We start from the raw sequence: 15,749 nt of genomic DNA, 5'->3' as shown, positions 1-15,749 counted from the left end.
ATCCCGTCACCCCATTTCAATTCATCACAATTTGCAACAACGAACAACATTTGACACAAATATCTTGCTAAAATACCCACAAAAAACCAACTGCTGCTGGAATCAACAAGTATAGGGACTTAACAAGCCATCCATTTTTGTCGCACTTCAAAGGGGCAATCATCAAAACGGCTAAAACGCCAAGAAACAGGAGCAAAAGATAACGAAAATGCAGCAGATTGAATATTTCAAGCAAAGAAACGATTATCAAAAACCAGCTCGCTGCAAGCGTAGTGGGAATACCTGAAAAAAACTTTTTGCCATCAATTTCCTCCATCCCATCCAGATTGAAATGGGCCAGCCTGCTTACACCTGAAAGAATATAGGCAATCAGAATCAGCACCGATAATACGGAATTCAACCCCATGAAATATGCAATAACCGCAGGCACGATACAAAAGTTAAAAAAGTCTGCCAAACTATCCAGTTGTTTGCCGAAGTCTGATTCCATTCCGAATTTTCGGGCAACAATCCCATCAAGCCGGTCCAGTAACAGGGTCAATACATAGAGCGTTAAGGCTATCTTTAGCTCATGCTTGAAAATTAGCGTCAAGGTGATAAAGCCAATGGCCAGAGAGCATCCGGTCATGGTATTGGGGATATTCAAGTACTTTAGATAAACAAATTTTTTATTCAACACCAACCCTCCGTTACTTAGAATTTTGTGTTGACTCCGCTTTAGATGATTCCTTTTTCTGCGGAAGATTTTTTCATAGCCATTAAATACAACATTATTAAGGCCAGCACAAAGAAATCCAAAATAGTACCCAGCATTAACTTACAGAAATCCAGTACATGTGTTTTTGCTACCAGCGATAGCGAAAGAGTCATCAAGTAGCACGCCAATGAGGCATAGTTCGGCAGGTTGTTGTATATCGAGATCAATCCCATATTTTCTGAGGCGCTGCTGGCATAACTTCTGGTACAGAAAAGAAATATCCCATAGGAAATTCCGGCAAAAGAACACAAACATAGAAGGATAGAATAAGACCTGGAAATTTTCAAATAAAAGACCAACGTTATCAGGATCAATACCAAAATGGCGATACCGTTTGGTTTAGCAGAAAATTTTGGGCTGTTTTTCATCTTGATTTGTCGCTTTGATAAAAATCCGGACATTAAGACTGTGATCACTGCAAAGATACTGATGACTCCAATCATCGTTCCTCCTTTTGCCGTTGGGTTATTGAATTGATAATAATCTTTCAAAATATAGATCATCATGGAAACCAGCATGGTTACGGCAGTTAAGATTAATGCTGAATAGGCAACAAATAACTGATCATAAAAACTGAACTTTTTTGGGGGAAACGACCGCTCATTTTCTCTAAAATCAGGACTGATTTCTTTCGGATTTTCGATAATAAAAATTATACTTAGCAGGGCAATTATCCATATTAAGACAATAGTCTGCATTGTTTTGGCAGCGAAGAACGAGAAATAAAGCGGTGCAAGCATAATGCCCAGCAGTTGAAAAAAAAGATTGGAGCGGACATGGATTTCCAACTGTTCCGGATCGGATTCCGAAACAAAAAAACGGTCAATATAGTTATAAAATAAATTTGAACCAAATTTCATTAATATAAAGAAGGCAAAATAGAAGCTCAAGTTTTTTATCCAAAGAAGTCCGGAGAAAGATGCTGCCATTGTCAAAGTACAGCAAACAGTTAAGCGGTTTCTGCGGCACGCAGGAGCGATCATAGTGGAATAGAACTTATCGTTCTGGGAAGTAAGAATTCCTGCAATGGAAGCCAGGGTTCCTAACAAAAGAAATAAGCTTAGGAAGGTATTCTTGTGTTCAGGGTAATTAGCCATGAAATAAATTTGAGGTAAAACACTTAGGGTTGCCGTCCAAATAAACGAAGTAAAGAAGTAGATTGTATTTCTCTTGAATATTAAAGTGCTTTTCACGGTGTAACTGGCCTCCCTCTATTTCATGTAGTGTAAAAACATGAACAGCAGCGGAGAGACTGTTAAAGTACTGTCAAACCTATCAAGAATACCGCCATGCCCTGGCAGAAAGTTGCTGAAATCTTTTATTCCCACACTTCGTTTAATCTTAGAAAACAATAAATCGCCGGCATTCCCAAAAATATAAATGGAACTAAGCAGAATTAAATTCTGTAATAGTGAAGTTTCGGCTAAAACAGGGATGATGGTATGAAACAGAATGAGACCTGCCAGTAATCCTCCCAATCCTCCGATATAACCTTCAAGGGTTTTGTTGGGGCTTAGAATTTTAAATATCAAAGTTTTGCCAAATTTTCTACCTGCGAAATATCCTGTCACATCGTTAAAGGCCAGCATAGCGATTAGAAACCAAATCGTATCAGGATTTATTGTGTATAGGACCACCAAACTTGCAGCGGAAACAGCTAGGGACAATACCCCTAAAAAATAGACGTATAAAGGATTGCTGATCATGTTTAACGTCCCGGCGAAGGTCAAAACCGCCAACAGAAGGAAGGTGGGTATACAATAGATCAGATACGAATCAAAATATAGCATCAACAAATAGCATCCTGCTACGGCCATAGCAAAGATTATGGGGTACTTAATTTTGTAATTCTTGGCCAATTCATAAATGCCTAAAAGGAGAATTAGGGAAACCAAGACGAAAATGGCGTCAATGCCCAGGATGGAAGCAAGAGAAAAAACATTCAAAATACCAAAAAATGAAGCCACTCGTAAGACTGTCTCTCTGCTCTTCTTAACATAGGCAATAGCGAAAATAATGATAATCACGCATAGAAAAAAGAGATAGGCCCGTAAAATCATTGAGATACCCCCACGTATTCCTTATTCATTTTCAGCAGTAAAAGGGTATTTTTTTCGTTTGATCATATCTGTAAACGCTTCCAACCGGGTTTTAAAACCAGCTTCCCCCGTATGCTCATCCATGCAGATACTTAAAATGGGAATCCCCCAATCAGCGCTGACCTTAGGCACAATTGAACCAGCAACAACTTCAGGCATGCAAGAAAAAGGATAGAGGTGGATAACCCCATCATAACCCTTTTGCTTAAAGACAATTGCTTCACCGATAGACTCTCTGCCGTGCCCGCCAATTGGCCTGGTGATATACTTTTGGGCGTATTTATAGACTTGGTTATTATGGGTTGGCAGATAGTTATCCAGGAATCTTTTTTGCTTCAAAGACCCCACAAAGAATTCGGAAAAGCTTAAGGAGTACTTAAGCAAAACACCGTTATTCCCAAGAAATTCCTCCATATTCATTGTGGAAAATTGATCAATCAGCAGGAAAAATTCCCCAACCAAACCAAGTTTGATGATCTTTCTATTCTTGTCAATGGGGATAGCATCAAAGCCTTTGATAATTTCCTGCTTGAGTGCTTTCAACTCGGAAGAATCGGTGGTTTGCTCTAATTTTCGGAGGAATCTCTGTTTCATTCTGGTACAATCGCCTCTGTTGATTTCATAGGGCCGAATTTCCAACGACCTTTCTCTAATCAATTCAAAGATAACCAATCTTCTCCAGAATCCCCGGATAGTCTTCATAAATTGCTGAAGCGTCAGCGCCGGATGATGCTTTTTGACATTCAGCCAGAATTCTTTTTTAGCTTTGACCGCTAATAACTCAACACGATAGCCGTTATCGGCTAAAATTTTCTGATACATTTCACTATAATACGCCAATCGGCAAATTCCAGTTTTTCCGCCGATCATTCCAACCACATTGGCTCCATTTTCAATCCCCTCGACTAAATTCCCCAAAGTAATCTTAAATGGCAGGCAAGCCTGAGCCGGAGCCAATTTAATCCCGATATCCAGTGTTTTCTGACTGGTCGGCGGAGGTAGGATAACTTCATAGCCCAGGTTGGATAATAAATGCTTAAACACAACATAATACTCTCCGGCATGGGGAAAGGTAATTTTAGCCTGCATTTTTGTTTTTCCCCTCTTTTCGAATCATCATATCTAAAAATGCTTCGATTCTGGTCATCAAGCCAGCTTCTCCTGAATGTTCGTCTAAAGTTAGGCCTAAATATGGCTTTTGGTCACAAATTTGATCTTTGAAGATTTCTTCCAAAAAGGCGTCAATACCACAGCCAAAAAAAGTGATAAATATGATGCCCCGGATGTTCCTATCCAACAGCATGGCTTGAACAGCATGCAGGATGTTCTGTCCAAAATCCCAATGCGGCGCTCTCCGGTTAAAATAATCCGGGCAATTTGTTGGCGACCCTGGTCTGGGATAGTGCTCAGATGTAATATAATCAAAACCGTATTCCTGAAGTCGATTCATGATTCCCATATTAAGAAGGGAATCATGCAAAGCATATTGATGGGCGACAACACCTATCAACCCATTCTGTCCTTGGTCCCGGCAAGGGCCAGCAACCTTTTCTGCCGCAGGGATTTCCAAAGGCAGTCTTTTTCTGTTTTGAACAAAATAGGTTACAGCTCTAGAGATTCTTAAGGGGTTCCAACTTAATTGCCTTGCCAATAAGGCTATATTACGCTTGGTAAATCTTTCTCTTCCTAGGTCAATCTCCGCCGTTATTAAGTTGAATTCCTGAGGGATCGTATTTTTAATGAGCTGAGGCAAGCCGATGACTTTTGGACAACAATACGTCCCTTGCTCCAAACTGGTAAACTGAGGGATAAATATATTCGTTGTTTTTTTCAATAAAGATACGACATGCCCGTAATAAACTTTAACTGGAAAGCACTGATCACTCCCCGCAAACTGATTCCCAGCTTCGAAAGTTTCTGCCGAAGAATCCTCAGAGTATTCAACCCGATAACCAAGAATCTTAAAAAACGCATCCCATGAGAAATTATCCAAATAGTAACTTAATCCCCGAGGAATACCGATGATTTTCGAAGCTAACAATTTATCATTTCTGCCATTTCCCACATCTGTCTCCCCACTTTGCTACAATCTCACCCGCAACGGTTACTTCCGTTAATTCACAGGTGTTGGAACAATCCTGGCACTCGACTCTCTTGAGCTGATGGTTTCTCTGCATAATATCGAACCCTTTGAAGATGGTTGGTTTATTTGTTTCGTGGATGGCTTCTTTCGCTAAAATCGCACTTCCCAAGGCCCCCATAACATTAAAGTGATCCGGAATGACAAGCTGAACTCCCAAATCTTTTTCAACGGCATTTCTAATTCCTGTATTGAAGGCTACTCCACCCTGGAAGAGTACCGGCTCTTCAATACGTTTACCCTTTGCTACATTGTTTAAATAATTCCTTGCTAAGGCCTCGCACAACCCGGCAACAATTTGCTCTTTTGTTGCCCCCTCCTGTTGTTTATGGACCATATCCGTTTCTGCAAATACCGTACACCGTCCAGCAATGCGGACCGGTTCATCTGCTCTTAACGCAAAATCGCCAAACTCTTCAATCGGAATATTTAAGCGAAAAGCTTGCTGATCTAAAAAGGAACCTGTTCCTGCAGCACAAATCGTATTCATGGCAAAATCCACGACAACACCATCGCGTAGTATAATTATTTTGGAATCCTGTCCGCCTATTTCAATCACTGTTTTTACATTTGGATAACAACTGACCGCCGCAACAGCATGGGCTGTAATTTCGTTTTTGATGGAGTCCGCACCGATAATATTGCCAATTAATACCCGCGCGCTTCCGGTTACACCCACCCCCAGAATATCCTTTGAGCGGTAGCCCTTGTCTTTGAGAATTCTAAATCCCTCTTTTAGACTCTCCAAGGGCTGTCCGTTCGTTCTGATATATAATGCCTCAGAGAGTTTCTTATTGTCCTTACTGTCCATTAAAACGAGGTTCGTACTCACAGAGCCAACATCGACTCCGATGTAATAGTGGTTCAAATCCATGTCCTCCCCAGATGATTAGAACTAATAGTTATATTCCTGATGGGTCAACTGGCCAATCTGCGTCATGATCAAGCGGGTAATGCTCTCAATTTCATTTTCCGCTAGTTTTTTTCCATAGTATTGATCAAGATAGATCGGTTCCCCGATATCAATCACCAACTTATGGATTCTTGGTATCTTTTTGCCCTTAGGCAGGATATCATAAAATCCGTTTAATCCCACTGGAACAACCGGAACCTTATTCATTAGCGCCAGACGAGTTATACCCGACTGCCCTTTAAGCAACTTTCCATCCTCTGATCGCGTTCCTTCCGGAAATATTCCTAAAATATTCCCTTCTTTTAAGATCTTCCTCACCTGGACAAGAAACGCTTTATTCACCTTTTCCTGGTCAACACAAATAACATTGGCATATTCCATAAAGTGTTTAAATAGGCGATGTTCAAAAAGTCTCTTTTTCCCAATGAAAATTATTCTTTTATCTTTAATTTTATTAAAGAAGGGATATATGATGAACCAATCCAGATAACTCACATGATTAAAAGCCATAATATAGGGTTCAGCGGGCAGATTATCATAGTTTCTCAATTCAGATTTGCATAACAAAAGAAAAGGCCATATAAAACACCATGTAACATATTCGAGGAAAAACCATTTTATTTTCCTGACTATCGTACTCATCTTGTCTCCAATCATTTTCTTGTGTAGCAATAGGCATTTCTGCTTAAGAAACACCCATTGCAATCAAATAAATCCAAACGACCGTCAGTTTTTTGGTCTTTAGAAAATTCGTGACTTGATCCGATAATCTGCCATCCGCTAGAATAATCGGAGCATTGTGATTCGCCGCATTGACACTTCCTGCTCATCCGGAAGATGTTCTGTTTGTGTTTTCACCAGCTTTCTGGCTTGTTTCTTGTTTTTCCCAAATCAAACGCTTTGCCAGAACAAGATACCCGCCCTTGTCCGTATAGTGGATAAATAACCGGCTTCCCCGTTTGTGCATATCCCTTAGAAAGGCATCGTCCGCCCCGCAATCGTCATAGAGCCGGGCTGCTGCCTGTCTGTACTCCGGCTCTATGAGCTGCGCCGGCGTGATTTCGGCGGCAAGGGTAACCACAAATCCTACGCTGCTTTCATCAAGCTGGCTGTAATACATACCTTCGTAGACAAGCTCCCGTTCCTCCCGTTCATCGAAAACCGCCCGTATCCGAAGGTCGCCGCTCACTTCGTCGGATACCACCTGCATCAACCGGGCGTTAGCATAATAAACGCCGGGAACAGGCCCCCGGATTGGCCAAATCATACAAATCACCCTTTCCGTTTCGCTTGTGTTCAAGATAACATTTTTTAAAACCAACAAGTACACCCTAAAAGTTACCTCTTTTGCAGAATGCGCAAAAAAAAACCGGAGGCTTTGAACTCTCCCGGCTTTTGTCTGGAATACTGTTATAAAAATAGTTTTTTCAATTCACTTCTTTTGCTGACGTACTTTTTCTCATAGATCGTACCGACGACTTTTTTTACATAGTTATAAGAATAGTGGAGCGCCTCGCCTATTTCCTGATTGGTGTAGCCCAGCACAATCAGCCGCAATATTTTCTTCTCTGTATCACTTAAACCGGCTGATGTCTGTCCAAATTTTTCCTCGTCGATCCGAATTTCCTGCCTGTTTTTCTCCACCATACTAAGCTGACGGAGCCGCTTGCCGTTTTCCAGATGCACCTTCAGCCGCGCCAACAGGATTTCCTTGATAAACGGCTTGGTAATGTAGTCCACCGCGCCGCAGGACAGCCCCTTCAGTTCCGCTTCTGTTTTGGTCACTCCCGTGAGAAACACAATGGGAATATCCTGCGCATCCTCTATTTCCCGCAACGCGGTCAGCGTGTCAAAGCCGCTCAGACCGGGCATATCGATGTCCAGCAGGATGATGTCAGGCCTATAGTCCGTCTGCAGCAGGGCAACCGCTTCATACCCTGATTTCACACAGCTTACCGCATAATTGCCCCTCAGGATTTCTCCCGCCATTTTAAGAAGCGCCGGATCGTCGTCAACAATCAAAACCGCGTTTTTATCTTCCAACTGCGTCACCTCCCATGCCAATCAGGAGGCGCTCCGCTTCCCGAAATTCAATCTCGTCAACCTTTTGCCAGATTTCCCGCAGACGTTCTATAGTATCCGACCTGTGAGACAAAGCAATCATGCGCTCAAGTGCCGCAAGAGCGTCCGGCTGCCGGTTGTGTTTAAGCAGTATCAGCAGCTCATCCATACTGATGCCGGTATTTTCTGTTTCAATCTGCCCGGCCGGAAGCTCGTCAAGCCGTGCGACAAGCTGCTTTAAACCTTCCTGCGCCCAGCTCCATTCGTAGTACAGGATGGGCATAGTAACTTTTATATACGCATCGTTTTCCTCCATACACTGCTTTTCCACCTTGGCGGCAGTATCGGAAAGATTGATGGCTCCCACGGCTCTTGCTTTGCTTTTGAGTGAATGAACCGTAAATTTCAGGCTCTGCCAGTCTTTCTGTGTCTCAGCTTTCGCCGCTTCCCGCCTGCTCTTGTCGTAATTTTCCACAAAAAACACCGCCAGATTTTTGTACTGGACCATATCACCGCTCAAATAACCCAAACCCTCCGCCAGGGCTATGCCGTAAACAGCCGCATCCCGCGCAAGCTTATTCTTGATCTCAGGGGGGATCAGATTCTGTGCGCACCGGTTATTGACCGTTATCAGATCTGCGGGAAGAAGCCCCATGAGCGTTTCCTCCAAATCCCTCCACATGATGGGCTTGGATAAGTATTCGATAAACCCGGCATTCAGCAGGGTTTGCTTTACCCCGGCCACAACATTGGCGGTCAGGGCCACCACCGGCGTCTCAAAGCCGGGGATTTCCTTCAAAGCGCGCAGTGTGTCGATACCGTCCATATCGGGCATCATATAATCCATTAGAATGACATGATAGCGTTTTTTCGTAACCGCCTTGATACATTCCTTCCCGCTTATGGCCGTATCCACTCGCAGCAGTGTCCGGGAAAGCAGGGATTTTACGACCAGCAGGTTTTCCGCGCTGTCGTCCACCACAAGGACATTGCCGCCGGGAGCAATAAAGCTGCCTTCCGCTGCCGTTTCCTCTTTTGCCGTTATCGTCCGCTTGTGGAGCGGCGTTTTATTGTGAACCTTTTGCAGAATCTCCACGGAAAAGACGCTGCCGTGGCCCAAGCGGCTTTTTACATCAATTCGCCCCTGCATCAGATCTGTGAATTTTTTCGCTATGGCAAGACCCAAGCCGGTGCCTTCAATGTTCCGATGGTTGGGGAGATCCCCCCGGGTGAACGCATCAAACAGCAAGGCGATGTTTTCCTCTTTGATACCGATCCCCGTATCGGAAACCGATACGCAGAGCAGTATTTCATCCGGTGCCTTTCCCAGCTTTTGGTCGAAGGAAAGTGTAACACCGCCCTGCTTCGTATACTTTGCCGCATTGCTTAAAAAGTTGACAACCACCTGTTTGATATGTAAAAAATCACCGGTTAGCCCGCAGGGCAGGTTTTCGTCAACCTGAACCTTAAACCCGATACCGTACCGGCCAACCCGTTCCATTCCAATCATGGCAAGATCATCAATTAAATCCGCCGTCTGGTAGTTTTCTGATACAATCTCCAGCTTCCCCGATTCGATTTTTGACATGTCCAGAATGTTGTCGATAAGAGCCAGAAGGGTTTTGCCTGCGTTTTGGATATTCAGGCTGTAGTCCCTGACGCGCTCCGAGCCCCTTTCCCGAATAATCATTTCGTTCATGCCTAGCATGACATTGATGGGGGTTCGGATTTCGTGGCTCATATTGGCGAGAAAATTACTCTTTGCTTTGCTGAGCCGTAGCGCTTCCACTCGGGCAGCTTCAAGCTCCCGCTGCTGTTTGTTGTACATTCTGAAATGAATGAACAGGGTAACGCCCAGCACAAGGCTAACGCTGGAAAATCCGATGATGATGTCCGTTAAAAGTTCCTGCTCCGTTTGAAAAAAGCGGACGCTTTGGGGATACTCATACGCAGCCAGGCAGATTCCTATGTAGACCAGCATTTCTATGACCGACATCACAATCATTTTCTTGCCTTCCAGCATAAAGACCGTAAACAAAACGGCAAACACAAAGAACGAAGGCATTCCGCTGTGATAGCCTCCGGCGCTAAAAAACAAGACAGGGAAAAAGATCAGAAAGATGATAATCGTGGTGAACATGTAGCACTGCTGATATTTGCCGCTCTTGTAGGAGTAGTACAGCAGGCAGAACGCAAGCGCCGCAGCGATCAGGTTAACCAGTATATTCCAAAATCCTGCGTTTGTAAAAACACCCAAAACCGACATTATGATACCAATCGTCATGCCCGCCATTGCTAGTACGTTGAACAGCCGAACACGGAAATCCAGCCGTTTGTCTAAAAATTTATCACTGATAAAGCGAAGAAATCTGATCACACAGACACCTCCCGAAAAGTAAAATTTCTTTATGTATAAAATCGTATGGCGAAATATTTGTAGAAGTTTCCATAAAATAATTATACCATTCCTGTGCAATATAGTTACTTTTCAATGAAATTAACACCCTATAAATGTCCTTCAAATTGACATACTAAAAACCTAGTAAAATTTAAATTTGGAGGTTACTGTGGTGAATAATAGTAAGCCAACAAATCGACTGATAAACGAAAAAAGTCCATATCTCTTGCAACATGCGTATAATCCTGTTAGGAAGCTTTCACCCTATCAAAAAGAGAAAACAAACCATTATTCCTAAGTATTGGCTATTCTACTTGTCACTGATGGCACTCCAGTTACTAAAACAAAATAGGAAGAAACGAACGGGTTCTGCTTAGAAATGCGCAACCCGTTCGTTTCTTATGAATAGACTTTAGACGTTTTAAGACAATCTGTTGTAATTTCACAATACGTTCTTGAACACTAACTTCTTTTAGGCGGGGAATTTGAGGTTTCCTTATTATAGATAGACTTGTAACTCGAACTCACGTTTAGTTTCCTAAAGTTTTCAATTTCCCATCAACTGTCCAAGCTGGTGCTCAATGTCTTTACTGACAACAGCCTCTCCGCCGAATATAACTGTTCCGGTCAGCTTTTTGCCCTTCAGGTAATTCATGGCCTGATTAGATAAGCTGCCGTCCGCCAGGATAATCGGGGCATTGTGATTAGATGCATAGACGCTTCCTGCCAGGGCATCCGGGAAGTTGTTACCTGTGGCTATACAGACACTTTGACCGGATAAGTTAAAGTATTGGGCGACTGCCAAAGAGGTTTCATAGCGATCTGCTCCAGCGATTCTCACAATCTTTGCTTTGTCTAGCGAAGTGATCTGAGCTACTTGGCTTTCTATGGTTGAGCTAATGACCCCTTCGCCTCCGATGATATAAACTTTAGTGGGTTTAACTGCAGCAATCTCATTCTTGACCGCATCGCTGAGTCCGTCTTTTTGAACTAAAAGTATTGGGTACTGCATTTCTGCTGCAATACTACTTACGGACAAAGCGTCAGGATAGTTTTCTCCATAGGCTAGCACAAGCGGTGTTCCGCTTTTGACCTGTAATTGATCGGCAATTTTGACGCAGGTTTCATAGCGGTCCGTTCCGCCAAGTCGGGTGATCCGGTTGAATCCGTCCGCTTTGATTTTGGCTTCCATTTCAGCACTTACAACTGCTATGCCGCCTAAAATATAGACGTTTCCTGACGGGGCAAGATTTGACTTCATATAATCTAAGACTTTTGCTTGATCAGCTTCCGAACTTCCAACCAAGAGGATCGGGGCATTGAGTTTGTAAGCCAGCACACTTCCAGCTAAGGCATCCGGATAGTTTTCGGCGGTAGCTAAGACCACACTGGAAAGCGTTCCTGAATAGTTTGCTTTAGCAATGGCTAAAGCGGTATCTACCTGGCTCTGTCCAGCCAGTCGGTTGACTCCGGTGATGGGTGCACTCATTTTAAAATCCCAGTGGACAATGTCTTGCCCTACGGAAATAGTAGGACTTGTATACTGTTCATAACCGTCCTTAGCTGCGACGATATAGTAATCCGTGTCAGGGAAGACCATAAAGCCGTAGGCTCCCTTCGCATCACTGGTCTGCGGGTTCTGATTGTTATTGGGTTTAAATCCGTCGATACCCGGTAAGGTTACGAGAGTGTCCGGAGTTTTGCCATTGCTCTTGTTTCGTTCCGTATTGGCATAATACAAAGTTACATTTACGCCTGCAATAGGTTTGCCCGTTGCCGCATCTGTGATGATACCATAAGGATCGATTAAGGTGCATTTTACACTGACCGTTCCATTGCTTGAAACAGTGATGTCCAGGGTTGCCAACGTAATTGTTTGCCCGTTGCCTAAATTATAGGTGATCTTATATTGATTGTCTGTTCCTTTTGCCAGACTGGCAAAATTAATCGTTCCGTCGGCAGAAACGGTTACCGATGTGCCTGAAGCTGATACATAGCTCACTTTTGTCAGATCGCTTAACGAACTCTTAGTTCCGTCAGGTTCTTGGAAGGTTACAGTTTGATCTGCCTTCATAGCAACAGAATAATTTCCATTACTATCGGTAGTTACGGTAGCCGTCAGATTGGAAACATTAGCACCCGTCGTTCCGTCTATGACATTTCCGGTAACGGTAGTTCCTCCACTTGATGCGCTTCCGCCGCCTGATGAACTTCCTCCACCGTTTCCGCCTCCACTACCCCCGTTATAAGTAAAGGCAGCCGTGATGACAGTTGCCCCCGCGGGCATTGTGAAGGTTGTACTTGCGCTGTTTACGTTGGCAAAGGTTCCCCCGTTCGAGGATGTCCAGCCGTTAAAGCTATAGTTGGAGTTTGCGGCAGCCGTAAGGCTGATGACGGCTCCTGCCGCATAATCACCGCTGCTGCCTGCCGTAATGGTTCCTCCGGTACCGGCAGTGATGGTGAGACCATAGGTTGGGGCCTGTGCTGCATTAACGGTCACGCTGATACTGCTTGTTAAAGCAACGCTGTTCGGATTCACTACTCCGGATGGGAGCGTTACAGCACCGTCCACCGTGAAGGTCTGTGCGGCGGTATTGCTTGGGTCATAGGAGCTGCTGCTTACATCCCAGTTTACATTTGCCTGCACATTCCCGTTATCCGTTACTAACGTTACCGTTGCGGGAAGCCCCAGCGCAGAGGCTGTTTGGGCTGTGCCGTTGGCCACGCCGGTGATCGCTGACGGGGTGGTGATGCTCACAAGGGTTTTATCAGTGATGGCGGCTGCAGCGACGGTCACGCTGATACTGGTTGTTAAAGCAACGCTGTTCGGATTCACCACTCCGGACGGGAGCGTCACAGCACCGTTCACCGTGAAGGTCTGCTCGGCGGTGTTGCTTGGGTCATAAGAGCTGCTGCTCACATCCCAGTTCACATTCGCCTGAACATTGCCATTATCCGTGACTAATGTTACCGTTGCGGGAAGCCCCAGCACAGATGCTGTTTTGGCTGTGCCGTTGGCCACGCCGGTGATCGCTGACGGGGTGGTGATGCTCACAAGGGTTTTGGTTACGTTCCACTGCGCATACAGTGTGACACTGTCTGCCCCCATAGGGAATGTGTCCCCTGGCTGATAACTTATGGCGCTGCCAGTTGTAGCTGTATTCCACCCAGCAAAGGTGGAGCCGGTTTTCACAAGGTTTCCGGTATTACCTACGACTGTCACACTTTGTCCATAAACATAGTTGGTGACATCAGTCGGCACACTACCTCCGTCGCTTCCGTTGCCATCGTAAGTCACGCCATAGATTGTCTGAATTTTCTTAACGGAATTATTAGCAGAGTCTGCAACGTAGATCTTCCCACTGCTGTCTGCCGCGACGCCATTAGGATTGAAAAAACCCGTGCCTAGGGTGACGATGTTTGTTCCGTCGGCATCCATTCTCTTGATGGCGCTATTACCAAAGTCTGCAACGTAGATCTTCCCATTGCTGTCTACCGCGACGCCATCAGGACTGGAAAAACCCGAACCTAGGGTGACGATGTTTGTTCCGTCGGCATCCATTCTCTTGATGGTGCTATTACCTAAGTCTGCAACGTAGATCTTCCCACTGCTGTCTACCGCGACGCCAGCAGGACCGGAAAAACCCGTGCCTAGGGTGACGATGTTTGTTCCGTCGGCATCCATTCTCTTGATGGCGCTATTACCAAAGTCTGCAACGTAGATTTTCCCACTGCTGTCTACCGCGACGCCAGCAGGACTGGAAAAACCCGAACCTAGGGTGACGATGTTTGTTCCGTCGGCATCCATTCTCTTGATGGCATTATTATCCAAGTCTCCAACGTAGATTTTCCCACTGCTGTCCACCGCGACGCCAAAAGGTCTGGAAAAACCCGAACCTAGGGTGACGATGTTTGTTCCGTCGGCATCCATTCTCTTGATGGCGCTATGACCAGAGTCTGTAACGTAGATCTTCCCACTGCTGTCTACCGCGACGCCTTCAGGACTGGAAAAACCCGAACCTAGGGTGACGATGTTTGTTCCGTCGGCATCCATTCTCTTGATGGCGCCATTACCAGGGTCTGAAACATAGATTTTCCCACTGCTGTCTACCGCGACGCCATTAGGATTGGAAAAACCCGTGCCTAGGGTGACGATGTTTGTTCCGTCGGCATCCATTCTCTTGATGGCGCCATGACCAGAGTCTGCAACGTAGATCTTCCCACTGCTGTCTACCGCGACGCCATTAGGATAAGAAAAACCCGAGCCGAGGGTGACGATGTTTGTTCCGTCGGCATCCATTCTCTTGATGGCATTATTATTGGTGTCTGCAACGTAGATCTTCCCACTGCTGTCTACCGCGACGCCATTAGGAGTGGAAAAGCCCGTGCCTAGGGTGACGATGTTTGTTCCGTCGGCATCCATTCTCTTGATGGCGTTATTACTAGAGTCTGCAACGTAGATCTTCCCGCTGCTGTCTACCGCGACGCCATTAGGATTAGAAAAACCCGAGCCCAGGGTGACAATGTTTGTTCCGTCGGCATCCATTCTCTTGATGGCGTTATTACCATAGTCTACAACGTAGATCTTCCCACTGCTGTCTACCGCGACGCCTTTAGGATTAGAAAAACCCGAGCCTAGGGTGACGATGTTTGTTCCGTCGGCATCCATTCTCTTGATGGCGTTATTATTAAAGTCTACAACGTAGATCTTCCCACTGCTGTCTACCGCGACGCCATTAAAATAAGAAAAACCCAAGGAAGTAATATCTATTGCCGTCAAGCTTGCTGCATTACTTGTCACACTGCTGCCCGCTGAATCGCGAACCACTACTGTGTAGCTTCCGGTATTAGTTCCTTGAACATTCGGTATATTCAAGGTTGCTGATGTTTCTCCACTAATGTCACTTCCATTTCTCTGCCACTGGTAGCTTAAGGGGGCTGTCCCTGTTGCCGTAACACTGAAGCTTGCTGGTTGACCGACTGTCACCGCCTGAGATGCCGGCTGAGTTGTTATTGTCGGTAACATTATTGCCCAAACCGGTATTGTCCAGAAATAGAACAGAAAAAGTACTAGACTCAGCATAAACGAGGTTGTTTTTGCAAAACAGCTATGATTTTTCTTATTCAATATTATCCACCACTTTCTATGTTTTGATTTAGACTGTTTTGATTATCCCTTGAAGTTAAAGATAATTCTGATATGCAGCCTTGCAAACAACACAAATGTCTAAACACCTGCAGCCGATCTTGCGGCAGCAGCAGGCTAAGTATAAATAGTAAATGCACCCGACATTCACTGCCGAGTGCATTTTACCATGTGGGTTTTGGTTTGCCATCATACCAGGTATGAGAAGAGTGGCAAAAAGGTATAAGAAACAAGA

Annotated in this window: 11 protein-coding genes and 1 pseudogene; 1 reads left to right on the top strand and 11 read right to left on the bottom strand. The window is 44.8% G+C overall.

The window, feature by feature from the left end; genetic code table 11:
- Positions 1–67: 67 nt before the first annotated feature.
- The 10 genes from DESOR_RS06860 to DESOR_RS27800 all read right to left on the bottom strand — a co-directional run bounded on the left by DESOR_RS06860 (position 68) and on the right by DESOR_RS27800 (position 10,347).
- Positions 68–679, bottom strand: coding sequence for a CDP-alcohol phosphatidyltransferase family protein (locus DESOR_RS06860; RefSeq protein ID WP_242832466.1), 612 nt, complete (start codon positions 677–679; stop codon positions 68–70).
- Positions 680–717: 38 nt separating this feature from the next.
- A complete protein-coding gene (locus DESOR_RS06855) occupies positions 718–1,950 on the bottom strand; it encodes an MFS transporter (RefSeq protein ID WP_014183879.1) in 1,233 nt (410 codons plus the stop codon).
- A gap of 18 nt (positions 1,951–1,968) precedes the next feature.
- On the bottom strand, positions 1,969–2,817 hold the full coding sequence (locus tag DESOR_RS06850) for a phosphatidate cytidylyltransferase (RefSeq protein ID WP_014183878.1): 849 nt from the start codon (positions 2,815–2,817) through the stop codon (positions 1,969–1,971).
- A gap of 21 nt (positions 2,818–2,838) precedes the next feature.
- Positions 2,839–3,945 (bottom strand): acyl-CoA dehydratase activase-related protein, encoded by a 1,107-nt coding sequence (locus DESOR_RS06845; RefSeq protein ID WP_014183877.1) that lies wholly within the window; start codon positions 3,943–3,945, stop codon positions 2,839–2,841.
- Positions 3,935–4,921, bottom strand: coding sequence for an acyl-CoA dehydratase activase-related protein (locus tag DESOR_RS06840; RefSeq protein ID WP_014183876.1), 987 nt, complete (start codon positions 4,919–4,921; stop codon positions 3,935–3,937). The genes DESOR_RS06845 and DESOR_RS06840 overlap by 11 nt, the downstream gene beginning before the upstream one ends.
- On the bottom strand, positions 4,902–5,864 hold the full coding sequence (locus tag DESOR_RS06835) for an acyl-CoA dehydratase activase (RefSeq protein ID WP_014183875.1): 963 nt from the start codon (positions 5,862–5,864) through the stop codon (positions 4,902–4,904). Before DESOR_RS06835 ends, DESOR_RS06840 begins: the two co-directional genes overlap by 20 nt.
- Before the next feature lie 27 nt (positions 5,865–5,891).
- Positions 5,892–6,458, bottom strand: coding sequence for a lysophospholipid acyltransferase family protein (locus tag DESOR_RS06830; protein WP_242832465.1), 567 nt, complete (start codon positions 6,456–6,458; stop codon positions 5,892–5,894).
- A 277-nt stretch (positions 6,459–6,735) separates the two neighbouring features.
- Positions 6,736–7,176 (bottom strand): hypothetical protein, encoded by a 441-nt coding sequence (locus tag DESOR_RS06825; protein ID WP_148265234.1) that lies wholly within the window; start codon positions 7,174–7,176, stop codon positions 6,736–6,738.
- Positions 7,177–7,319: 143 nt separating this feature from the next.
- Positions 7,320–7,952: a response regulator gene (locus DESOR_RS06820; protein ID WP_014183872.1), complete on the bottom strand. Its 633-nt coding sequence runs from the start codon at positions 7,950–7,952 to the stop codon at positions 7,320–7,322.
- Positions 7,942–10,347 (bottom strand): sensor histidine kinase, encoded by a 2,406-nt coding sequence (locus tag DESOR_RS27800; RefSeq protein ID WP_014183871.1) that lies wholly within the window; start codon positions 10,345–10,347, stop codon positions 7,942–7,944. The genes DESOR_RS06820 and DESOR_RS27800 overlap by 11 nt, the downstream gene beginning before the upstream one ends.
- 190 nt (positions 10,348–10,537) lie before the next feature.
- Here DESOR_RS27800 and DESOR_RS28675 point away from each other — a divergent pair.
- Positions 10,538–10,689 (top strand): annotated as a pseudogene (locus DESOR_RS28675) (DUF255 domain-containing protein); the annotation flags it as partial.
- A 226-nt stretch (positions 10,690–10,915) separates the two neighbouring features.
- On the opposite strand, the gene DESOR_RS28670 reads toward DESOR_RS28675, so the two are convergent.
- Complete coding sequence (locus tag DESOR_RS28670) at positions 10,916–15,496, bottom strand: cell wall-binding repeat-containing protein (RefSeq protein ID WP_014183870.1); 4,581 nt, start codon at positions 15,494–15,496, stop codon at positions 10,916–10,918.
- Positions 15,497–15,749 lie beyond the last annotated feature (253 nt).

Source organism: Desulfosporosinus orientis DSM 765 (genome assembly GCF_000235605.1).
Lineage (GTDB): Bacteria > Bacillota > Desulfitobacteriia > Desulfitobacteriales > Desulfitobacteriaceae > Desulfosporosinus > Desulfosporosinus orientis.
This window is presented reverse-complemented; position numbering and strand designations above follow the sequence as displayed.